Genomic DNA, 24,147 nt, shown 5'->3' on the forward strand with positions numbered 1-24,147 from the left:
GTTATTATTGAAGTCACAAAGATTTTATGTAACTATATGGACACAAATTTTTCCAACGAACTAAAGACCGTCCTGGATCAAAGCCGGGTGGAGGCGAGCCGTCACAATGATAATGTGATACGTGCCGAACACCTCCTGCTCGCCATCCTGTCTAACAATGACAGCAACGCATTCAGGACTCTCCGCCAGTTGCTTGACGATGACACTATGTACCGATTACGAGATAACCTTGACAATAGCATCTACCGACAGCGTGAGGGAACGGAAGGAATGGGCGTGAGCGATCTCGCCAACCGCATAATAAAGCTTAGCGTGCTTGAGGCGAGGATGCTGAAGACCAATGTCGTGGACTCGGAGCATCTTCTTCTCGCCCTGTTTCACAATAACGAGGTGCAGAGCCTCGACATAATGGCGCAGTTTCATGAAGCAGGTGTCACCTACGAGGCGCTCTACAAGCTTCTTGCCAACGTGACCGACGCGCCGAAGATGGGTGCGTCATTCGGTGAAGACGAGGAAGATGAAGATGACGAAATCTTCCGCAACGAGCAGAAAGAGCCGGCGTCGTCACAACAGCGTGCCGGCGCTCCAAAACGCGGCAACGACACTCCGGTACTTGACAAATTTGGCAATGACATGACCCGTGCCGCCGAAGAGGGCCGACTCGACCCTGTGATAGGTCGCGGCGTGGAAATCGAGCGTCTTGCCCAGATTCTAAGCCGACGCAAGAAAAACAATCCGGTGCTTATAGGAGAGCCGGGAGTCGGCAAGTCGGCAATTGTAGAGGGGCTCGCGCTCCGCATCGTTCAGCGAAAGGTGTCACGCATCCTTTTCGGAAAGCGCGTCATCTCGCTCGACATGGCGTCGATTGTAGCCGGCACCAAATACCGCGGTCAATTTGAGGAGCGTATAAAAGCGATACTCAACGAGCTTTCTAAAAACAAGGATGTAATCCTCTTCATCGACGAATTGCACACCATCGTAGGTGCCGGAAACGCCTCCGGCTCCATGGATGCCGCCAATCTTCTCAAGCCGGCGCTTGCGAGGGGTGAAATTCAGTGCATAGGCGCGACTACCATTGATGAATACCGCAAGAACATCGAGAAGGACGGCGCTCTCGAACGCCGTTTCCAGAAAGTCATGGTGGAGCCCACATCGCCTGAAGAGACCCTTACCATCCTTAATAACATAAAGGACAAGTATGAGGACCACCACAATGTCAACTATACGCCTGAGGCGATTGAAGCCTGCGTAAAGCTGACCGACCGCTACGTAAGCGACCGCAATTTCCCCGACAAGGCAATCGACGCCCTTGACGAGGCGGGATCGCGCGTTCATGTCACCAACATAGTTGTCCCGAAAGAGATTGAGAGTATCGAGGCGCAGATTGCCGAGGCTAACGCCAACAAGCTGAAGGCGGCGCAGTCACAGAATTTCGAAAGCGCGGCCTCATTCCGCGACAAGGAACAGCGACTGAAACTTGAGCTCGACGATGCAAAACGCAAGTGGGAGGCATCGCTTAATGAACACCGCGAGACGGTCGACGAAGATAAAGTAGCCGAGGTAGTGGCGATGATGACCGGAGTCCCGGTGCAGCGCATAGCCCAGGCTGAGGGTATGCGTCTCCGCGAAATGGCGCCGGAGCTGAAACACGCCATCATCGGTCAGGACGGTGCCATCGACAAGATTGTAAAGGCTATACAGCGTAACCGCGTAGGGCTGAAAGACCCCAACAAGCCCATCGGTACGTTCATGTTTCTCGGGCCTACAGGTGTCGGAAAGACCCATCTCGCAAAGAAGCTCGCTGAATATCTCTTTGACTCTGCCGACACGCTCATACGCGTCGACATGAGCGAATACATGGAGAAATTCACTGTGTCGCGTCTTGTCGGGGCACCTCCGGGATATGTAGGATATGAGGAGGGCGGACAGCTTACCGAAAAGGTGCGCACCCACCCCTACTCCGTCGTGCTTCTTGACGAAATTGAGAAAGCTCATCCCGATGTGTTCAACCTGCTTCTGCAGGTACTCGACGAGGGTCGGCTTACCGACAGCCTCGGACGCAAGGTGGATTTCAAAAACACCATCATCATCATGACGTCCAACATCGGCAGCCGTCAGCTCAAGGATTTCGGCACCAGTGTAGGATTCGCCACCAAGCCCGCCGACAAGGAATACAGCCATAGCGTGATTCAGAAAGCCCTCAACAAGGCTTTCTCGCCGGAATTTCTCAACCGTGTCGACGACATAGTGATGTTTGACGCGCTTGACAAAGAGGCGATATTCAAGATTATCGACATCGAGCTTGCAGGATTCTACAAGCGCGTCGACGGACTTGGCTACAGGCTTACAATCACCGATGAGGCAAAAAATTTCATCGCAGAGCGAGGCTATGACGCTCAGTTCGGTGCCCGACCGCTGAAACGCGCCATCCAGAAATATCTGGAAGACGAGCTCGCGGAAATGATAATCAACGCCTCGATACAGCCCGGCAACCTTATCTTTGTCGATTATGACAAGGAGAAAGACAAGATTGTCACAGAAATCCGCACTGAATAGACATTATTTATATACCAACTACACGACAGGAGGCTCTGGGATGAGCCTCCTGTCGTCGTTTTATCAACCAAGCAACATAATCCGCAGTGCATATTGCCGATGTGCAATATGCAGGGGCATGCAACACCGATGTATTCCATTGATTTACAACATGCAATGTAGGGGCGAGTGGAAGCTCGCCCGCGGTGACAGCAACCCCGTAATGTGGGTGGGTGAGCCATGCGGATGGGCGGGCGACCTCCCGGTCGCCCCTACAGCTACGCGGTGTAACACGTGGTGTATTTTTTTGATGTAATCCATGCGTATTTCGTTGATGTACAACATGCAATGTAGGGGCGAGTGGAAGCTCGCCCGCGGTGACAGCAACCCCGGAATGTGTGCGTGTGTGCGCCATGCGAATGAGGCGGGCGACCTCCCAGTCGCCCCTACAGCTACGCGATGTAATCTCTGTGTATTTCGTTGATGTACAACATGCAATGCAGGGGCGAGTGGAAGCTCGCCCGCGGTGACAGCAACACCGGAATTTGAGTGGGTGCGCCATGCGGATGTGGCGGGCGAGCTTCCACTCGCCCCTACAGCTACGCGGTGTAAACCCGTGGTGTATTTTTGTTGATGTAATCCGCGCCGTATTTTTGTTGATGTACAATATGCAATGTAGGGGCGAGTGGAAGCTCGCCCGCGGTAACAGCAACACCGGGATGTGGGTGGGGGTGCGCCATGTGGATGTGGCGGGCGACCTCCCGGTCGCCCCTACAGCTACGCGGTGTAAACCCGTGGTGTATTTTTGTTGATGTAATCCGCGCCGTATTTTTGTTGATGTACAATATGCAATGTAGGGGCGAGTGGAAGCTCGCCCGCGGTGACAGCAACACCGGATTGTGTGCGTGAGATTGATGCGGTATAGGTTGCATCCCCTTGGGGATGATCTTTCTTGTAGCCGTGGGGTGAACGAAGTGATACCCACGGAGAAATATACCCGGGGTGCATGTTTCCGTAGGAATCATCATGTTACGTGGATTGACGATTCCTGCGGAAACGATATTTTTTTGGGGTGCGGTTACCGTGGGTATCGCTACGCTCAACCCACGGCTAAACATGGATTATCCCCTGTCGGGGATATATGGCGCGTCCACATTGCATGTGTGGCGGGCGACCTCCCGGTCGCCCCTACAGCTACGCGATGTAACCCAGGTGTATTTTTGTTGATGTAATCCCTGCGTATTTCGTTGATGTACAACATGCAATGTAGGGGCGAGTGGAAGCTCGCCCGCGGTGACAGCAACCCCGGAATGTGGGTGGGCGTGCCATGCGGATGTTGCGGGCGACCTCCCGGTCGCCCCTACAGCTACGCGATGTAATCCGCGCATATTTTATTGATTTCCACTCGCCATAGGTAACGAGAGAGGGTGTATCAACCCGGAAGAGCTTGATACACCCTCATGTATGTGGAAAGAAGTTGTAATGCCACGGTTACTTGTCGTGAATCTCAAGGATGAAACGCGCTCCGTGAGTGTAGTCGCGGTCAAGGGTGAGCGAACCGTTCATCTTAGTCGCCTTCAGCGAGCAGATAGGCAGCCCGAGCGCATCGCCCTTAGTGAGGTCACGCACCTCGGAAAATGGTTTGAAAAGTTTCTCACGATGTTCTTCATCGATGCCGCAACCGGTATCTGTCACGATAAACTGAAGAGTATGGGCTCCACGCTTCTTGAACTCAAGAGTGATTTTTCCACCGGAGGGAGTGTTAAGCGATGCATTGACAAGCAGGTGATGCAAGACAGCCTCGACTTCCTCAGGATTGAAGCGCGCACTCATCTTAGGAGCGTTGACCACCATGTTTACATCGGGATTCATTTGTGCCTTTGCATCATCGACCACTTTCTCGCAGAAAGCGAGCACGTTATTGTCCTGCATCTCATAATGCTCCGACAGCGAGCTTTCAAGGTCGGAAAGCTGCTGTATATGGGAAGAGAAAGCCCGCAATGCCTTGACGGCAGGAAGCTTCTGGTCAAGGGTAGAGAGCGTTGGCTCCATCTGAGCCGAAATATTTCTGATAAACTCTGTTTTCAACGAATTATGTTCGTTGGCAACCATTATATTTTTCTTGAGCTTGCGGTTAAGGGCGATATAGCGCATCAACACGATAAAACCGAACACAAGCGCCGCTGCAAGCACACCGAGCAAAATGCCGAGCGTAACGATAATGCCTGTCTTTACGGCAATCGAATGGTCCTTTTCTTCGATAGTCTTCAGACTGTCGTCATATTTCGCCTTCATGGCATGAAGCTCATCTTTGGCAGTGAGGGCGCGTATAGAGTCGGTCCAGTGATTGTATCGTTCATAGGTACGTGCTACAAGGCGTGCATTATTGGTGCGGGTCGCCGTCGCGATAAGCTGCTTGTAACACTCGTCGGCCTTCTCATAGTCCTTTCCTTTCTGATAGGTCTCAATCAAGCGGTTTATCGCAGCGTCACCGAGAGCATTCTGCCCGAATGTATAATAGTAATTTGCCTGTGAATAAAGAAGGTCGTCGTCAAGAGAGCCTTTGGAGTTTTTAGCAAATTCCTCCATACGGTTAAGATATTCCTTTGACTTGGCGGGATTTTTCAGCTTGACATACATGTTCATGCGCTCCTTTGCGGTCTGGTAGTGAAGCTCGGGCATCTGACGTCCCGACTCCAGCTCACCCTGCCCTACAACCATGTCGACCTTGTTGAGCATGTCAAACGCCTCCTTATAATAATTCTCACGATGATACAGTTTCGCAACATTCACACCCGCCTCGGTAGCCTCGGCATATTTCTTTGCCGTAGCATAAGCATTGTAAGATTGCAGGAAATTATAACGAGCCTTGACATATTCCTTTGCCTCAAGCGCGCTTTTAGCCTGCTTCATCAATCCGTCGCCCCTGTCCTGAGCAAACGAGCCGGCGGCACATAGCAGTAGTAGAAGAAATAAAACAGTTAGCTTTTTCATATTAAATTTATAAGATTATACAACAAAGATAATACATTTTTCAAACTACATGACAGAAATTACACTGTCAAGTAAATTTGTCACTGAATTTAACATTAATTACAGATAAATGACACTGCGCGACAATGGCATTTATTTTGCTATATGTTATTACTGAAAGAAACTATTTAAATTTACACATATATTTATTATGAGTACACAAAAAGGAACAATCGGGGTAACGACTGAAAACATATTCCCCGTAATCAAGAAATTTCTTTACAGCGACCACGAGATTTTCCTTCGCGAGCTGGTGAGCAACGCCATTGACGCCACCAGCAAGCTCAAGACCCTTTCATCATTTGGCGAATACAAGGGCGAGCTCGGCGAGATGAACGTAAAAGTCACCGTCGACAAGGAAGCGGGCACCCTTACTGTCAGCGACCACGGCATAGGCATGACAGCCGAGGATATTGACAAATATATAAATCAGATTGCATTTTCAGGCGCAGAGGAATTTCTCGCCAAATATAAGGACAAGGCTGAAAACATAATCGGCCATTTCGGTCTTGGCTTTTACTCAGCCTTCATGGTAGCGAAGAAAGTCGAGATACGGACCCTTTCCTATAAGGAAGGCGCAGAAGCCGTGTGCTGGTCATGTGACGGTTCTCCCGAATATGAGATGACACCCATAGACAAGACTGAACGCGGAACTGACATCGTGCTGTACATCGACGATGATAACAAGGAGTTTCTTGAACAGGCGCGCATTGACACCCTTCTGAAGAAATATTGCCGATTCCTGCCCGTACCGGTGGTTTCCGGCAAGGAGCAGGAGTGGAAAGACGGCAAGTATGTCGACACTGACAAGGATCGTGTAATCAACAACACCGAGCCCGCATGGACAAAGAAACCTGCCGACCTTACCGACGACGACTACCGCAATTTCTACCACGAGCTTTACCCCGGACAGGAAGACCCTCTCTTCTGGATCCACCTCAACGTGGACTACCCGTTCACCCTGACAGGCATACTGTATTTCCCGAAAATCAAAAACAACATAGACGTCACCCGCAACCGCATCCAGCTTTACTGCAATCAGGTGTTTGTGACCGACTCTGTAGAGGGCGTTGTGCCGGAATTCATGATGCTTATGCAGGGCGTAATCGACTCGCCCGACATACCGCTTAACGTGTCACGCTCCTACCTCCAGAGTGACAGCGCCGTCAAAAAAATATCGACCTACATCACCCGAAAAGTAGCCGACCGCCTTGAAGAGATATTCAAGAATAACCGCGATGACTACGAGAAGAAGTGGGACGACATCAAGCTTTTCATCGAATATGGAATGTTGACCGATGAGAAATTTGCAGAACGCGCCATGAAATTTGTGCTTGTCAAGGACACCGACGGCAAGTATTACACGCTTGACGAGTACAAGGCGCTTATCGAAGCGGCACAGACCGACAAGGACGGCAACATCGTGTATCTCTACACAACCGACCCCGTCGCACAATACAATTACATAAACGCGGCAACCGACAAGGGCTACAGCGTGCTTGTGATGGACGGACAGCTTGACAGCCACTTCATAGGACTGCTCGAACAGAAGCTGGAGAAGTCTCACTTCGTGCGTGTCGACTCTGATGTCATCGACAACCTCATCCGCAAAGATGACAAAAAGACAGCCGACCTTACCCCTGAACAGCGCAACATACTCACAACCCTGTTCAAATCGCAGATTCCTCACGTAGAGAAAGCTGAATTCCTCGTATCGTTTGAAGCGCTTGCAGCCGACGCCGCCCCGCTTGTCATCACCCAGAACGAGTATATGCGACGCATGAAGGACATGGCGGCAATGCAGCCCGGCATGGCTCTCTATGGCGAGATGCCCGACAGCTACAATCTGATTGTAAATACAGAACACATTCTCGTCAAGGAGATACGCGACAACGCGGAAAAGGCAGTGGGAGCCACTGTTGCACCCCTGTCGGCCGACATTGAAAAGAAAAATGCTGAAATCACCGCAATACGCGATGCGGCAAAAGACGGTAAGCTGAGTGACGACGACACCAAGAAGACCTCTGACCTCGAGGGCGAAGTAAACAAGCTTCGTGCCGAAGAGACCAAGGTAATCAGCGACTACGCCGCCGGTCAGGACAAGGTAAGACAGCTTATCGACCTCGCTCTTCTCGGCAACGGACTGCTGAAAGGTCAGGATCTGAGCAGCTTTATCAAGCGCTCTATAAGCATGCTCTGACAGAATAATAAGTCATGAAACGGCAAGGGGCAGATTTATTTTGTCCCTTGCCTTTTTATGTTGTAAAACACACCTGACTCTCTTCCTTTTTGACAATAAATTATGCATCTTTGCAAATTGATAGTTGATTAAACAGCAACCATAGCGAAATCATATGACAAGATTCTATTCATTCATCATGCTTCTGGCATGTGTCGTCGTCGCCACCAACGCGCAGGTCGTCACGACATCTCCGGCTGTAGTACAGGAAGACAGCCGCGACATCGTAATCACATTCCATGCCGACAGCGGCAACAAAGGGCTTGCCGGACTCACTGCAAGTGATGCCGTATATGCCCACACGGGTGTGATACTCAAAGGTTCCGACGAGTGGATGTATGCCCCCTCGTGGACAGTAAACCAGGACAAATACAAGATGACCTACGTGTCGCCCGACACCTGGTCGCTCACAATCCCCTCTATCGACTCCTACTATGGCATAAAGGAGGGCGAGACAGTCGAGCGTCTTGCCTTTGTGTTCCGTAATGCCACCGGCTCAAAAGAGGGAAAGACCGCGTCGGGAGGCGACATATTTGTCAACGTATATCCCGCCGACGAGCTGTCGATTGCCTTCACTGCATCGGTAGAGCCTGGAGTGATTCAGTCACCCACAAAGATTGAGTTTACCGTCAACACAACCTCGGCAGCCGACATATATCTGTATGCCAACGACCACGAGCTGACATCAGCCAAGTCGACCGACAATCTCAGCTATGAGTACACCGTAGAAGAGATGGGCACAACCGCGATCAAAGCAAAGGCTGTAGCCGGAAACAAGTCGGCAGAGTCAACGCTCATCTATGTGAGGCCCAACGCGCCCGTGGCAAAGGAGTATCCCGGCGGCACACCCCGAATGGGTGCCACACGCGGTGACGACGGCGTCACCTATTTCTGTCTCGCCGCCCCCGGCAAAGAGAAAGCCAACATAGCGGGCTCATGGAATGAATACATCCCCTCGGCCGATACATATTACCAGGACTATGAAGGCAACCGCTACTTCTGGTGGAGCGTAAGCGGACTTAAAGAGAACACCGACTACATGTATTATTATATAGTCGATTCATCGACCAAAGTAGGCGATCCCTATGCACGCCTCGTGCTTGACCCGTCAAATGACAAGTATATCTCGTCAAGCGTATATCCTGACATGCCGGCTTATCCGTCGGGATATGTCACCGGCAACGTGCCTGTGGCAGTCTATAACTCAGGCGCCGACAATTATGACTGGAAAGTCAAGGACTTCAAAGGCGTCGACAAAGACCGCCTCGTAATCTATGAGCTGCTTATACGCGACTTCACCGGAACAGATGGGAAGGCAAAAGGCAACGGAACAGTAGCCGGCGTGATTGAAAAGCTCGATTATCTGAAAAATCTCGGCATAAACGCCATCGAGCTTCTTCCGATAATGGAGTTCAGCGGCAATAATTCATGGGGCTACAATCCTAATTTCTATTTCGCTCCCGACAAGGCATACGGCACGCCCGACGACTACCGTCGCCTTGTAGACGCCGCCCATGAGCGAGGGATTGCAGTCATCCTTGACGTAGTGTTCAACCAGACCGACGGACTCCACCCCTGGTATAAAATGTATTCGCCTTCTAAAAATCCGTTCTATAACGCCGGAGCGCCCCACTCTTACAGCGTGCTCAACGACTGGAAACAGGAAAATCCGCTTGTGCAGCAGCAGTTCAAAGATGTGCTCCGCTACTGGCTTGAGGCATACAATGTCGATGGATTCCGCTTTGACCTCGTTAAGGGTCTTGGCGACAATGACAGCTACGGCGCTACCTACAATGCATCCACCAATAAATTCACCGGTGTGACAGAGGCGAAGACCAATGCCTACAACGCATCACGCGTGGCACGCATGGCTGAGCTGCACGCCGCCATGAAGGAGGTGAAGCCCGACGCATATTTCATAAATGAGAATCTTGCCGGAGCAAAGGAAGAAAACGAGATGGCTGCCGACGGCGAATTGAACTGGGCAAACGTCAACAACGCGTCATGCCAGTTTGCCATGGGATGGCCAGAGGGCTGCCAGCTCAACCGTTTCTATGCCGTTAACGACAGCCGCACAAAAGGCTCGACCGTATCTTACGCCGAGAGCCATGACGAGGAGCGCATGGCGTTTAAAATCAGCAAGTGGGGAGCGGCAGGCGTGAAGGACGACACAGGCGTTGCCATGCGCCGCCTCGGTTCGGTAGCCGCCATGATGCTTATGACCCCCGGCTCCCACATGATATGGCAGTTCCAGGAACTGGGCGCCAACGAGTCGACCAAGAAGACAAATGCGGCAGGCAATCCGACCGGAGAAAACAATACCGACCCCAAGAAAGTGGTGTGGAGCTATCTTGACGACCCCGACCGTGCCGGACTTTATGCCACATACGTGCATCTCAACAGCCTGCGCAACAGTTACCCCACCCTGTTTGGCAATGATGCGTCGGTGACAATGAAGTGCAACTCTCAGAGTTCGTCAAAGTGGGGCAACGGTTTCACCATCACCGTCAGCGACGGCAGCAGGGAGATGTATTGCATCGTCAATCCCGAAGTGACAGCGGAGATGACAGTTACCGTGCCGTTCAAAAATGCCGCCGACAATTATCATCTGATTCTGGCAAGCCACGCCACCACCCCCTCTCTTGCGGGCAGCGACGTGACACTTGCCCCGGGAGCATTTGCCATCTACGGCACTCTTGACATCTCAGGCATCGACGGGACTGTCAGCGACATGGGCGGCAACGTGACCGTAAAGGGCGGTAACGGCGAGATAATAGTCGAAGGCGACTATACCGACCTGCGTGTCTACTCGCTCGCAGGAGCATCGGCAGGGACAAGCGGTCTACAGCCTGGCATCTACATTGTCATCATCGACGGTGAGCCTTATAAGGTTGCAGTGAGATAAAAATGAGACAAAACCACTTTTTTTCACAAAAAAGCCACGCGGAGTTGCATGAATAAAATGTTTTATGTAATTTTGCACTCGCTTTATACGCTTTGACAACAAAACAAAACATTATACAACGATGAAAAGAACGTTTCAGCCCTCTAACAGAAAAAGAGTAAATAAGCATGGATTCCGTGAACGCATGTCTACCCCCGACGGTCGTAAAGTGCTTGCACGCCGTCGCGCTAAGGGTCGCGCTCGTCTTACTGTAAGCGATTCTATCGCCCACAAGTAATAACATCGGAGACTGCAAACTCATAAAAAGCGCATCGGTCGTAAAGTGCCGGTGCGCTATTTGTACTTATATCAACTTCTAAAAATCATGACAATGACACTTATTGACGGAAAGAAAGTAGCCGATCAGATTAAGGAAGAAATAGGCGCGACCGTAGAAAAGATGGTTGCCGAGGGAAAGAAACGCCCCCACCTCGCCGCGATACTCGTGGGTCACGACGGAGGAAGCGAGACCTACGTGGCACACAAGGTGCGCGCATGTGAGCAGTGTGGCTTCAAGTCCACCCTCATCCGCTTTGAAGATGACGTGACAGAAGAAAAACTGCTTGAGGCAATCGACTCGCTCAACCGTGACGCCGATGTCGACGGATTCATCGTGCAGCTTCCCCTGCCCCGCCACATCTCAGAGCAGAAAATCATCGAAGCGATAGACTACCGCAAGGATGTCGACGGATTTCATCCAATAAATGTTGGACGCATGTCAATCGGTCTTCCCTGCTATCTCTCCGCCACGCCCGCCGGCATCATGGAGCTTATAGCCCGCTACAACATCCCGACCAAAGGAAAGCGCTGCGTAGTGCTCGGCAGAAGCAACATCGTAGGCAAGCCTGTCGCCACACTCATGATGCAGAAGCATCAGCCCGGTGACGCGACAGTGACCGTGTGTCACAGCGCAACTGAAAACATCAAGGAGATATGCCGCGAAGCCGACATTATAATCGCGGCTCTCGGCAAGCCCGGATTTGTCACAGCCGACATGGTGAAGCCCGGTGCGGCAATAATAGACGTAGGCACAACCCGCGTGCCCGACGCGTCACGCAAAAGCGGCTTCCGCTTGCGCGGCGACGTGGACTTCGACAATGTGGCACCGCTGTGCTCCTACATCACTCCGGTCCCGGGCGGCGTAGGTCCCATGACCATCTGCTCGCTGATGAAGAACACCCTTCTTGCCGGACAGGGTGCCATCTACGGTAAATAAAGCGCACCATGCAGCTTTTTGCCATAATGCTATTCACGCTCTCGTCGCTGTTTTCATGCAGCGACGGAGCGTCTATTGTTTTTGCAGGTGACGCAATGCAGCATCAGGCACAGATTGACGCCGCCAAGCGAGCCGGCGACGGCGTCTATGACTACTCCGAATGTTTTGAGGCTGTAGCCCCCTATATCGACGCAGCCGACTATGCCGTGGTCAACCTTGAGACACCGCTCGGTGGCGCGCCTTACGCCGGCTATCCCTGTTTCAGCGCCCCCGACACCTATCTCGATGCCCTCAAGGATGCAGGATTTGACCTGATGCTTACAGCAAACAACCACACCCTTGACAAGCGCGACAAAGGACTTGTCAGGACACTCGACAGGCTTGATGAAGCCAATGTTGATCATATCGGGACTTACCGCAATCGTGCCGAACGCGATTCGGTCATACCGCTCATACGCGACATAAACGGGTTCAAAGTAGCTTTTCTCAATTATACCTATGGCACCAACGGTATAGAACTTCGCTCTCCGGCTGTGGTCGACTACATCGACCGTAACCTTATGAAAAGCGACATCGAACGGGCGCGGAGACTCGGCGCGGAGATTGTCACCGTGTGTATTCACTGGGGCATCGAGTATGACCTGCTTCCATCAAAGCAGCAGAAAGCCCTTGCCGACTTCATTTCCGAAGCTGATGCCGACATCATCATGGGCGGTCATCCCCACGTGATTCAGCCGATGGAGATGCGTCACAACGCCGACGGCAGAAAAGTGCTTGTCGTTTATTCGCTCGGCAACTTCATCTCCAACATGAAGACCCGCGACACCCGCGGAGGCGCCATGATAAAAGTCGATCTTGCGCGCGACCCTGACGGAAAAGCGTCGGTCGCTGCAGCATCTTATCGTCTTATTTTTACCGTTCCGCCTACAGGAGGCAAAAACTTCCGCCTCGTGCCCGTCGAAAAGTGTGATGAATCAGCGTGGAACGCTCATTGTAAGGCTTTTGAACAATCGGCGGAGTCGATATTTAACCGTCACAACATAGGGGTGACACGCGACACGACAGAAATTTCCACAAAAAAAATTACACCAATCGAAATATTTTTTCACAAAACATTTGGTACATTTAAAAATTAGTGCTACCTTTGCACCATCAAAATGGTGAGATTAGCTCAGTTGGTTAGAGCGTCGGATTGTGGTTCCGAAGGTCGTGGGTTCGACCCCCACACCTCACCCTAAGAAGGAGATGCTAAAAAGCATCTCCTTTTTTATTTCCACCACCCCATATTCCTGCCGAGTCCCCAAATCTGTGATTTTTTGAATTTGACGGCACATTATAATCAAAAAAAAGCTTAAATGTGATTTTTTGTATTACCTTTGTGTAGAACTTAGAAACTAAAATTATCACAATGAAAGAAATCGTAGAAAAAATCAAAGAAAGCTACAATGCTTTCTTGACCGACTCAGCTCTCCAGATTGAAAATGGCAACAAGGCAGCCGGTACTCGTGCCCGTAAAGCATCACTCGAACTTGAGAAGCTTATGAAAGAGTTCCGCAAGGCATCACTTGAAGCATCAAAGCAGTAATACTGCCAATTTGCTACAAGCGACAATAACAATCCCCATATGGCACGTTTACAAAGATACGCCATATGGGGTTTCCATTTTCCGGCATGCAACAGCGTCAACGGCGGTGACGCGGGAACAGACGCCTTATCGCTGTAAGATGAACAGAGATTTTACCGCCGACAACAACGAGCGACACCGCTATGATAATCAACACTAGACCAACTAAGATACGGGGTGTTAGTGTCTCATGGAACACAACCACACCTACCACCACAGCCGTAAGCGGCTCCATTGCACCGAGTATAGCCGTAGGCGTCGACCCGATATAGGTAATGGCGAGCGTGGTGCAAAGGAAGGAGACTGCAGTAGGGAGCAATGCCAAAGCGCCGACACGTCCCCATTGAGCCACCCCTGCCGGAATGGTGACATGCTGCTTCAACACAATGTCGCCTACAAATATCAGCAATCCAAACAGCAGCACATAAAAAGTCACAGTCAATGTAGGCACCCTTGAAAGCTGCGACTTGTTGACTCCGACGATATAAATAGCATAAGACAAAGCAGAGAGCATCACAAGCAGGGTGCCGGTCACACTGAGTACCGCACCATCCTCCCCCTTGTAAAGCAGCCCGATGCCGACAAGTGCCGTGGCGAGACACAATACAGTGACCGGCGTGACACGTTCATGAAACATAGCCGCCATAATCAGAGCCACCATAAGCGGATAGACAAACAGCAGTGTCGAGGCAATCCCCGCATCCATATAGCGGTAGGACTCAAACAGCGTCACCGATGACAGCCCGACAAGCAGCCCGAACACCGCAAGCAACCCCAGCTGCCTGCGCGAGACCTTGAATGACTTTCCTCTCACGACTATCATCGCAGCCATGACCGGCAAAGCAAGGAGATAACGGAAAAACAAAATTGACGACGTGTCCATGCCGTCATCCATCAACGGCAACGCAAACAGCGGATTCAATCCATAGGTAGCCGCGGCTATAAAACCGAGCGCATAGCCCTTTATCTTTTTTACATTCATAAACAAGAACCAATTTTCATGAAACCTTCAGGAAAAAGCCTATAAAGTCAATCAATATCAGGCTGCTTTTTATGCAAGCCGCTCAGCTTTTTTATTCTAATCAGAGACACGACGCATACAGCCACAAATATAGCACCCATGGAACAGTAAGACACCGGCGAATCGGATATAAACGAGCATGCAAAAGCCGCTCCGCCACACCCGACGGAATAGAGCGCACTGACAAGCGTCGAACGGTCATAGCCATAGCCATACATGCGACTGTTTATCACATAATACAAGACATATGTCACTGTGGCGCTAACGACCAGACTCACACCAAGCCCTATCAGTCCGAACATATAATATCCCGCACAGCTCAACAAGAGGTTGAGCAGATTGCCAAACACGCCTTCCATCCAGAAGAAAAGTCGTTTATTGTCTTTGGCAAAAGCAATGTAGCCCATAGGATAATTGAGTCCGCGCAGAAGAATTCCAAATCCCATCCAGCGCATAAGCGGCATAATCTCCATAAAAGACCCGGTGAGCAGCAGACGTATAATAACCGGCGCCGTAAGAATCAACCCTACGACAAGAGGCGTAAGCAACAGACTCACGACCTCGGTCTGGCGATTGACAACCTCGCGCATCTTCACGTTGTCAGACGCAATCGCCGTAAGTCTCGGGAAAAAATCAAGCGACATCGCTGTAAACACCACACCGACATACTGATTAGTGACCGAATTAGCAGCCTGATAAAGACCGACACTGTCCACTGAGCCGAAATAACGCACAAAGAGATTTATAAGATAGTTGGTGAAGGTTCCTATCAGAGAGCTTACCATCAAGACCACGCCCAGGCCCACCAGACGGGTGACAAGGGGACGGTGTTCACGCCACACAAACCTCACTCTATCAATGTCGACACTCTTCTTTACCGAGCGGTAATAAAAGACAAACATAGTAAACGACAGCGCTATCATTGCCGGGACAATTCCAGCCGTACCCCAAAAGTAATAAAGAGGCACCCCGACAAAAAGCCCCGTAACACCGCCCACAATTGACGCCTTGGAAAGGCGCTTAACCACATGCAATCCCTGCAAAAGCGACATCTCCCCCGCCGAGGCGATGGCAAAAAACACCATAACCGAAAGCAGCATGAAGCCGAATGTATGAGACGAGTCACCGAATGTCCAGCGGCTAAGGAGCGGAGACAGCAACAGACACACAACCGCACCAGTCAGACCGCTGACAAGAATAAGACGACGCGCTACGGCAAATGTCACAGAAAGCCGCGAACGGTCATCTTTTCCGGCGGCAACCTCTTTCACTATCGCAAGATTCAGCCCAAGCGACGCAAACTGCTGTAAAGTATTAGCCGCTGTCGTATAAAGCGAGGCGACACCCATACCGGCAGGTCCGAGAAGCAACGCAACAAACTTGCCTCTCACCAAAGCGAGAAGAATCTGAAACACCTGCACCCCGCCAAATACAGAAGTGCCCTTCAGAATATTCCTGTAACTATTTTCTTCCTTTAATCCAGCCATTAACCAATGAAACAAAACGATAGGGCGTCACACCCGCGCGGAGCAGCCAATACTTGGCTCGCGACACCTTATCATGTATACTTTTCCAATCGACTGCCTCACGAGCCTCCGTCATCATCCTGTATATATGGTCATAATGAGGCGCAAGCTCCCCGGCGTGCATAGTCCAGAATGTCATCAAGCCTGCAATATCACAAAAAAGATGCAGATCCACCAATGACCGCTCTTCACTACCGGCAGGGTAACAGTCATATATGAGGCGCTTCAAGGCGACATCAGTCAGCAGCATCTCAAATTTATGAAATGACACCTTTTTAGAAACTGAATCGGCTACATACCTGTAATGATACACAGCGTCACAGAATGTCACCTTATCAGCCATAATCATCAGCTCTCGCGACAACAGTTCATCGGCATTCATCCCGGTCAAGCCGGAGCGCGGCTCTTCAAAGGCACGGAGATACAATTCACGCTTCACGGCACCGTTAGGCGCAATTTTCCATCCACACAGAGTGAGACGCGGCAAATCACGCCCGGCGTATATAGCCGATGTATCCACACTCTCATGAGGCAACACCCTGTCGCCAAAATCAAGATGACAAAAGACGGCATCAGCACCGGTCACAGAAATGCGACGGTGCATCTTCTCAAGAAAATCCGCTTCAAGATAATCATCGGCATCAAGAGTAACGACATATCGACCTTCAGATGACAGAATCGCCCTCATTCTCGGCTTATAGGCATTACCGCTATTCCTGTCAAGCCGACTCAATTTTATACGGGCATCCATGAGAGCAAGCTCTTCAACAATATCCGGCGTGGAGTCGGCCGAACAGTCATCGACAACGACAAGCTCCCAATCGGTAAAAGTCTGGGCAATCACGCTCTCCACGGCCTGCCTTATATATGCCTCTGCATTATAGGCAGGCATAACTACCGAAAAAAAGACCCGGTTGCCAACAGTGCTGTCGTTTATGCTCATAATCCGCTGCTATCTAATATTAACGCTGGAGAATCACAAGAGAGGGCTTCTCACCGGGAGCAACAGCAAGACCGCGCGCTTCGGCATAATGAGCCACGCGCTTAATAGCCTGCTCTACGAGCGCGGCGCGTCCCATGATACGCTTCATCTGATCCACATTGACGGTAGTTACACGCTCTTCCGGAACGACGACAATTATACCCGATACAAACACCGTGGAATGTATCTCTCCGTCAAAGCGCGTTACAGCCACCGCATCGCCATCAAGCTGCACAATAGACTGACGGAACACTTTTCCGGCATGAATCACCGCATGGGCAAGATACCTCACCATAACCCCGCTAATTTTTCTCCTTTTTTCCGTTGGAATAATGCTTTACGCCGCTACGGTTGTAGACATCGGGATTAAAGCGTGTGCGCGTCAGGGTTATGCTGTCGACATAGGCAATCTCCCCTCTTTTTGGAGTCATCTCCATGAATCCATATACATAGCGCAGAGAACGGGCCGTGTCAGACTGCAATTTAAGTTCATTCCATCCGTCGGATGTCACGGTCGTAGTCACGTAATCAGTCGTGCCGTCATTATAATCAGCTCCGATAGTGACTTTCATTGGAGAAAGTCGATTGGCGACAAACATGCGCCAGGTATAGACATCACCCTCCTCCCAGTTTTCATCACGGCGGAAAGAAAACTTCAGATTGTCGGCAGGATATCCGTAGGCAAACCTCCTGTAGCGTGTATCATTCCAGGCATCGACCGAGTCACCGACTACGGCAAGCTGAATCTTCTCTCCCGACGCTGCCACATCGGCATCCTTCAGCTCCTTTTCCAGCTCATCGATTACCTTGTCATAAACCTCGATGTATTTCTCGATATTATGACCATACCACACGAGAGAAGTGTCGACCTGCTCCGCCGTCACGCCATGTCGCATGTAAATCGACTGCTTCAATACCTTTCTTGCCGAATCACTCCTGTAAGCCGCCGTATTCAGGTCGACCACACCCTCACCCTTATGAATGTCGACAAGTAGTGCAGCCATGTCATCAGGTTTAATAACATAGTCGGGTGTGCGGTCGCAGGCGGAAAACAACATGACCGACAAGACACAGCCCAGCGGGGCGGCAAGGAGACGTCTCATAATCATTTATTCTCTTCCGGAAGAGAGTCCGCGCTCTCTTTGCCGGGCATAGACAGATATTTGGAATAGAAAATAATCAGCACAAGAATGCCCACAGTAATCGCCGCATCGGCAATATTGAATATCGGCTGGAAAAAGAGGAAATATTCACCGCCGACAAAGGGCACCCAGTCAGGCCAATAAAAGCTGAACAGAGGGAAATACAGCATGTCTACCACACGACCGTAGAACACAGGGGCATATCCGCCCTCCGGAGGAAACATCATAGCCACTTCAGGAGGATAAGGGTCGTTGAAAATCACGCCATAAAACACGGAGTCGATTATATTGCCCGCCGCACCGGCAGTAATCAGGGCACAACAGACGATGTAACCCATCTTGATGTCAGTGCGGCGTCTGATGCGGCATATATAATATATGAGCAATCCAACCGCGACAATGCGGAACAGGGAGAGAAACAATTTGCTTCCCAGCTCCATGCCAAACGCCATGCCGTTGTTTTCGATAAAATATATCCTGAACCAGTCAGCTATCACAAATTCCTGACCGAGAAACATGTGGGTCTTAACCCATATTTTCACAGCCTGGTCTATAATAAGGACTCCGATAATTATAATAGTGGCAATCCAGCCTCGGGACAATTTCATTTATTGCTCGGTTAATAAGTTTTTGGCGGCCGGATGACCGCCAATGACAAATGTATTTATTTTTTCTTGCCACTCTCCTTAGCCTCCACACTCAAAGTGGCGTGAGGCACGGCGAGAAGTCTCTCGCGGGGAATGAGTTTACCGGTCTGGCGACAGATACCGTAAGTCTTGTTTTCAATTCTTACAAGCGCCGCCTGCAGATGCTGGATAAACTTCATCTGTCGCTGTGCAAGCTGACCGGCCTCTTCCTTGCCGAGAGTGCTCGCTCCCTCTTCAAGCACCTTGAATGTAGGAGAAGTGTCGGCAGTATCATTTCCATCACTATTTGTCACATTAGCTTTCAGCAACTCGTAATCGCGCTGTGCCTTATCAAGTTTACGGAGTATCAATTCCTTGAACTCCTGAAGCTCTTCATCAGTGTAACGTGTCTTTTCACTCATAACAGTACTATTTAGGTTATATGTCAAGAATTAGAAAGTCTAATACGTGTCTTCAGCTCAATGCCGTCAAGGTCAAGCACCTCCACGTCAGAGTCGGCGGCATCAAGAGGAGCCACGTCAACAGAGACTGCAAGCACCTGACGGGCTATGTAGTCGCTATAAGCCTTAACCGCGTCATCGGTAGCGGCGCCGGGCTCAAAGACAAGCTCAATCTTGTCGACAATATCGTAGCCCCTGCCCTTACGTATGTTCTGGACACGGTTAACGATGTCACGCGCGATACCTTCACGGCGAAGGTCGTCGGTAATCGTTATGTCAAGCGCAACGGTGATGTTGCCTTCGTTAGCCACCTGCCATCCGGGAATATCTTCAGAGATGACTTCCACATCGGCAAGGTCGACAACAGCCTCGACACCATCGACATCAAAGGTAAAGCTTCCGTCGCGCTCAAGCTTCAGGATGTCAGCCTGCTCCATAGCGGCAACCTTTGCGGCAAGCGCTTTCATAATCTTGCCATACTTCGGTCCAAGCTTCTTGAAGTCGGGTTTCACACGTTTCACAAGCACACCCTCGTCATTGCCGACAAACTTGATAGCCTTGACATTTACCTCGCCAAGTATAAGGTCGGCCATTGACTCTACCATAGCTTTCTGGCGGTCATCGAGGACGGGTATCATAAGGGTGCCCAACGGCTGGCGCACCTTAATGTTAACCTTGCGGCGCAGCGCGAGCACCATTGAGGTGATGTCCTGTGCGAGTTTCATGCGCTCCTCAAGCTCCTTGTCGCTATCTCCGGCGACAGGGAAAAGTGCAAGATGAACGGAAGTAGTGTCGCCCACGGTCGCCGAGCGCAAATCAGTGTACAGGCGGTCGGCAAAGAAAGGCGAAACAGGCGCCATAAGAAGAGCGACAGTCTCAAGACAAGTATAGAGTGTCTGATAAGCGGCAAGCTTGTCCTTGTCCATCTCCCCGCCCCAGAAACGCTTACGGTTAAGACGAACATACCAGTTGCTGAGATTGTCATTTACAAAATCATTTATGGCACGCGCCGCCTTGGTAGGCTCATAGTCGTCAAGCGACTCTTCAACCTCGCGTATAAGAGTGTTAAGGAGGGAGAGTATCCATCGGTCAATCTCGGGACGCTCATTCAACGGCACCTGAGGCTCTGAGTTGTCAAAGCCGTCGACATTGGCATAAAGCGCGAAGAATGAGTATGTATTGTAAAGCGTAGCGAAGAGCTTGCGGGAAGTCTCCTTAACGCCTTCCGGGTCATATTTCAGGTTATCCCATGGAGAAGAGTTGGCAATCATGTACCAGCGGAGCGGGTCGGAGCCAAACTCCTCGATAGCCTCAAAGGGATTGACGGCATTGCCGAGACGCTTGGACATCTTATTGCCAAAGCGGTCAAGCACAAGACCATTGGAAATCACCGCCTTGTAAGCGACCGAGTCAAATACCATGCCGGCTATCGCATGAAGCGTGAAGAACCAGCCACGGGTCTGATCGACACCCTCGGCAATAAAATCGGCGGGATACAGCTCTCCGGAGTCAAGGCCTTCTTTATTTTCAAAAGGATAATGAATCTGTGCATAGGGCATCGCACCGGAGTCAAACCACACATCAATCAGGTCAAGCTCGCGATGCATAGGAGCGCCTGTAGACGAGACAAGAACTATGTCATCGACATAGGGACGGTGAAGGTCGATTTTTTCATAATTCGCCTTTGAATAGTCGCCGGGGATAAATCCTTTATCCTTATAGGGATTGGATGTCATTACACCGGCAGCCACCGACTTCTCTATCTCATTATAAAGGGTCTCCACGCTGTCGATGCAGAGTTCCTCGCTGCCATCGTCAGTGCGCCATATCGGGAGCGGAGTTCCCCAGTAACGGCTACGCGACAGATTCCAGTCCTGAAGATTCTCAAGCCATTTTCCGAATCGGCCTGTACCGGTTGACTGCGGTTTCCACTTTATAGTCTCGTTTTTCTCCATCAGGCTTTCACGGGCGGCAGTAGTGCGGATAAACCAGCTGTCAAGCGGATAATACAGCACCGGCTTGTCTGTGCGCCAGCAATGGGGATAATTATGGACATGCTTTTCAATTCTGAACGCCTCGCCCGCCTGCTTCATCTCGAGCGCGATCACCACATTCAGGTCCTCGCTCTTTTCAGCAGCCTTCTCGTCATATCGACCATCGACATTAAACTTCGGGTCGTAGGCATTTTTCACGTAATCGCCTGCGTGACGCTCATAGAGAGGCAGATTGACACATGCCTTCACAAACGCGGGCGCACACTCGTCGACAGTGTAGTATTTACCGGTGAGGTCGACCATCGGGCGAGTCTCTCCCTTGGTGTTGATTATGAACAGAGAGGGGATTCCGGCAGCCTTCGCCACGCGGGCGTCATCGGCACCGAATGTAGGCGCGATATGCACGATACCGGTACCATCGTCGGTGGTCACATAATCACCCGGAATCACGCGGAACGCCTCGTCGGCAAGCTCGACAAATCTGTCGTTTCCAACCTCAAACACCTTTTCCGGTTCAGCAGCCGCATAATCGGTGACAAAACCGGGCGATGAAGGAGTCAGCTTCTCACACGGCTTCACCCATGGCATAAGCTGCTTGTATTTCATGCCCACAAGGTCATTGCCGGTATATGTAGCCACAATGCGATAAGGCACAACTTTGTCACCGGGCTTATAGTCGTCGAGAGGGAGATCGGCACCTTCCGGTTTAAGATATGCGTTCAAGCGATCCTTTGCAAGAATCGCCGTAATCTTTTCAGCTGTGTAAGGATTGTAAGTGCGCACTGCAACATACTCATACTTCGGGCCTACACACAACGCAGTGTTGGAGGGCAATGTCCAGGGGGTGGTGGTCCAAGCAAGGAAGCAAGGCTCACCCCATCCTTCCATCTCGGGGAAAGGAGCCACGACCTTAAACATGGCTGTCACGGTAGTGTCCTTGACGTCGCGGTAACATCCCGGCTGGTTAAGTTCATGAGTACTCAATCCCGTACCGGCGGCAGGCGAATAAGGCTGTATGGTATATCCTTTATACAGATAGCCTTTTTGATGAAGGCGGCTCAGCAGCCACCACACTGACTCGATATAACGGTTGTCGTAAGTGATATAGGGATCGTTCATGTCGACCCAATAGCCCATAGAGTTGGTAAGGTTTTCCCACTCGCGGGTGTACTTCATCACCTCGCGGCGACAAGCCGCGTTATAGTCATCGACTGAAATTTTCTTTCCGATATCTTCCTTGGTAATGCCGAGCGCCTTCTCCACGCCAAGCTCCACGGGAAGTCCGTGGGTGTCCCATCCCGCCTTACGCTTGACATGAAAACCTTTCATCGTCTTGTAACGGCAGAATATGTCCTTAATCGTACGAGCCATCACATGATGGATACCCGGCATACCGTTTGCCGAAGGGGGACCCTCATAAAACACGAATGACGGAGCGCCCTCGCGCACCTTCATGCTCTGCTCAAAAAGGTTGTCAGCGTTCCAGCGCTGAAGCACCTCCCGGTTTATCTGGGAAAGATTGAATTTATCGTACTCGTTAAATTTCTTTTTCATTTCAATGACTGGATTTGTCGTACTTAAAAAATTTTTGCAAAGTTACAACAAATTAGTCAGAAATAAGGCACAAATACCCAAAGAAATCATCTCACATCAGTGAGCAGACGGAAAAACTCCTCGCGCAGAGCGGGATTGTAGGCAAATTGTCCGGTATATTCAATAGAAGTCGTGCTTGACTCCTGCTTTTCGACACCGCGCATCTTCATGCACAGATGCTGCGCGTTGCAAGCCACGATGACTCCCTTGTTTTTCAAAGATGAATCCACTGTGGCACATATCTCGGCCGTAAGCCGCTCCTGAACCTGAAGCCTGCGGGCGTGAACGTTGACGACACGCGCAAGCTTGGAAAGCCCCACCATCTCTCCATCGGGAATGTAGCCGACAGAAACTTTTCCGAAGAAAGGCAGGATATGATGCTCGCAAAAAGAGTAAAACTCGATATCTTTTACAATGACCATGCGCGAGCCTGCATAATCAAATATCGCCGACTTCATTATTTCGGCGGCATCCTGCCTGTAGCCCTGAGTAGCGTAATACAGAGCCTTTGCTGCACGCACAGGAGTCTTTTCAAGCCCCGGGCGCGCAGGATTATCGCCAAGCAGGCGTATGATACTCTCGTAATGTGATGCAATCTCGGCGATTACCTGTTCCTGTTCCATTGTCACCGTCATTTCTACTCAGTAATAACCACGCGGTCGCGCACCACCCTTATCTCCCGGCTATAGCGCGGGAATGCCTCTTTCAGCTCATGGGCAGCCTGATTAGCCTCTTCCTGAGTGCGGAAATTTCCGACACGCAGTCGCCAGTAAGGGGAGCTATAAACCACATATGTAGGATATTGGGGGAACTGTGCGCTGATATTACGCGCACGTGTACGCGCCTCCGACTTTGCAGTACGGGCATTGTTGTCGGAAAACACCTGTATGCGATAGCCACCCATCTTTCCGGTGACAGGCTTTACGTCCTCTTCCTTTTCCTTTTCAGCGACATACCTGATGCGTTCAAGAAGAGCATCGGGCATCTCGACAATCACATTTCCGCCCTCCGCTATATGACTTGTAATCAGCGGCCGGCTATCCGGCTCAGCGGCCGACTGTGCGCGGGAAAAGAGCGCCACGGCAACCATAGCCATTATTGTAATATATCGACGTAGTTCCACTTATGCAGAGAATTTATTGTTACGTAACTGAAATTTCCGCAAAGGTAGACAAAAATATCAACCTGTGCAATAGTATAAAAACAGAAGC

18 protein-coding genes, 1 tRNA gene and 1 pseudogene are annotated in these 24,147 nt (G+C 50.7%); 8 read left to right on the plus strand and 12 right to left on the minus strand.

Annotation, left to right across the window (positions count from 1 at the left end; genetic code table 11):
- Positions 1–36 precede the first annotated feature (36 nt).
- Positions 37–2,556, plus strand: coding sequence for an ATP-dependent Clp protease ATP-binding subunit (locus tag E4T81_RS05810; RefSeq protein ID WP_135042327.1), 2,520 nt, complete (start codon positions 37–39; stop codon positions 2,554–2,556).
- Positions 2,557–4,026: 1,470 nt separating this feature from the next.
- On the opposite strand, the gene E4T81_RS05815 is transcribed toward E4T81_RS05810, so the two are convergent.
- On the minus strand, positions 4,027–5,529 hold the full coding sequence (locus E4T81_RS05815; RefSeq protein ID WP_135042328.1) for a HAMP domain-containing sensor histidine kinase: 1,503 nt from the start codon (positions 5,527–5,529) through the stop codon (positions 4,027–4,029).
- 190 nt (positions 5,530–5,719) lie between these two features.
- Here E4T81_RS05815 and htpG point away from each other — a divergent pair, with 190 nt between their 5' ends.
- The 7 genes from htpG to E4T81_RS05850 all read left to right on the plus strand — a co-directional run bounded on the left by htpG (position 5,720) and on the right by E4T81_RS05850 (position 13,552).
- Complete coding sequence (gene htpG, locus E4T81_RS05820; protein WP_135042329.1) at positions 5,720–7,768, plus strand: molecular chaperone HtpG; 2,049 nt, start codon at positions 5,720–5,722, stop codon at positions 7,766–7,768.
- Between the two features lie 154 nt (positions 7,769–7,922).
- A complete protein-coding gene (locus E4T81_RS05825; protein WP_135042330.1) occupies positions 7,923–10,712 on the plus strand; it encodes an alpha-amylase family glycosyl hydrolase in 2,790 nt (929 codons plus the stop codon).
- A 121-nt stretch (positions 10,713–10,833) separates the two neighbouring features.
- Positions 10,834–10,989 carry a 50S ribosomal protein L34 gene (rpmH, locus tag E4T81_RS05830; protein ID WP_135042331.1) on the plus strand — a complete coding sequence of 52 codons (156 nt, stop codon included), beginning with the start codon at positions 10,834–10,836 and terminating at the stop codon, positions 10,987–10,989.
- A 93-nt stretch (positions 10,990–11,082) separates the two neighbouring features.
- A complete protein-coding gene (folD, locus tag E4T81_RS05835; RefSeq protein ID WP_135042455.1) occupies positions 11,083–11,967 on the plus strand; it encodes a bifunctional methylenetetrahydrofolate dehydrogenase/methenyltetrahydrofolate cyclohydrolase FolD in 885 nt (294 codons plus the stop codon).
- Between the two features lie 8 nt (positions 11,968–11,975).
- Entirely contained in the window at positions 11,976–13,103 is a 1,128-nt protein-coding gene (locus E4T81_RS05840; protein WP_135042332.1) for a CapA family protein, read from the plus strand.
- Between the two features lie 23 nt (positions 13,104–13,126).
- Positions 13,127–13,202 (plus strand) — tRNA-His (locus E4T81_RS05845).
- Positions 13,203–13,375: 173 nt separating this feature from the next.
- Positions 13,376–13,552, plus strand: a complete 177-nt coding sequence (locus E4T81_RS05850) for a histone H1 (protein WP_135042333.1) — start codon at positions 13,376–13,378, stop codon at positions 13,550–13,552.
- 97 nt (positions 13,553–13,649) lie between these two features.
- Here the strand turns inward: E4T81_RS05850 and E4T81_RS05855 are convergent, their stop codons facing one another.
- The 11 genes and pseudogenes from E4T81_RS05855 to E4T81_RS05900 form a co-directional block, all read right to left on the minus strand.
- Positions 13,650–14,573: a DMT family transporter gene (locus E4T81_RS05855; RefSeq protein WP_135042334.1), complete on the minus strand. Its 924-nt coding sequence runs from the start codon at positions 14,571–14,573 to the stop codon at positions 13,650–13,652.
- A gap of 47 nt (positions 14,574–14,620) precedes the next feature.
- A complete protein-coding gene (locus E4T81_RS05860; protein ID WP_135042335.1) occupies positions 14,621–16,099 on the minus strand; it encodes an O-antigen translocase in 1,479 nt (492 codons plus the stop codon).
- On the minus strand, positions 16,074–17,081 hold the full coding sequence (locus E4T81_RS05865; protein ID WP_135042336.1) for a glycosyltransferase family 2 protein: 1,008 nt from the start codon (positions 17,079–17,081) through the stop codon (positions 16,074–16,076). The genes E4T81_RS05860 and E4T81_RS05865 overlap by 26 nt, the downstream gene beginning before the upstream one ends.
- 19 nt (positions 17,082–17,100) lie before the next feature.
- Positions 17,101–17,415, minus strand: coding sequence for a hypothetical protein (locus tag E4T81_RS05870; protein WP_135042337.1), 315 nt, complete (start codon positions 17,413–17,415; stop codon positions 17,101–17,103).
- A 7-nt stretch (positions 17,416–17,422) separates the two neighbouring features.
- Positions 17,423–18,223, minus strand: coding sequence for a DUF4296 domain-containing protein (locus E4T81_RS05875; RefSeq protein ID WP_167761733.1), 801 nt, complete (start codon positions 18,221–18,223; stop codon positions 17,423–17,425).
- Positions 18,224–18,225: 2 nt separating this feature from the next.
- Positions 18,226–18,870, minus strand: a complete 645-nt coding sequence (locus E4T81_RS05880) for a lipoprotein signal peptidase (protein WP_135042339.1) — start codon at positions 18,868–18,870, stop codon at positions 18,226–18,228.
- Between the two features lie 56 nt (positions 18,871–18,926).
- A complete protein-coding gene (locus E4T81_RS05885; RefSeq protein ID WP_135042340.1) occupies positions 18,927–19,310 on the minus strand; it encodes a TraR/DksA C4-type zinc finger protein in 384 nt (127 codons plus the stop codon).
- A 23-nt stretch (positions 19,311–19,333) separates the two neighbouring features.
- Positions 19,334–19,987 (minus strand): DUF5915 domain-containing protein, encoded by a 654-nt coding sequence (locus E4T81_RS16075; protein WP_371683034.1) that lies wholly within the window; start codon positions 19,985–19,987, stop codon positions 19,334–19,336.
- Positions 19,961–22,897 (minus strand): annotated as a pseudogene (gene ileS / locus E4T81_RS05890) (isoleucine--tRNA ligase); the annotation flags it as partial. The gene E4T81_RS16075 and the pseudogene ileS, both read right to left, overlap by 27 nt.
- A gap of 86 nt (positions 22,898–22,983) precedes the next feature.
- Positions 22,984–23,571: a GTP cyclohydrolase I FolE gene (gene folE, locus E4T81_RS05895; RefSeq protein ID WP_135042342.1), complete on the minus strand. Its 588-nt coding sequence runs from the start codon at positions 23,569–23,571 to the stop codon at positions 22,984–22,986.
- A 2-nt stretch (positions 23,572–23,573) separates the two neighbouring features.
- Entirely contained in the window at positions 23,574–24,059 is a 486-nt protein-coding gene (locus E4T81_RS05900; RefSeq protein WP_209308160.1) for an SPOR domain-containing protein, read from the minus strand.
- Between the last annotated feature and the right edge of the window lie 88 nt (positions 24,060–24,147).

It is taken from the genome of Barnesiella sp. WM24, from assembly GCF_004570975.1.
Classification (GTDB): domain Bacteria; phylum Bacteroidota; class Bacteroidia; order Bacteroidales; family Muribaculaceae; genus Muribaculum.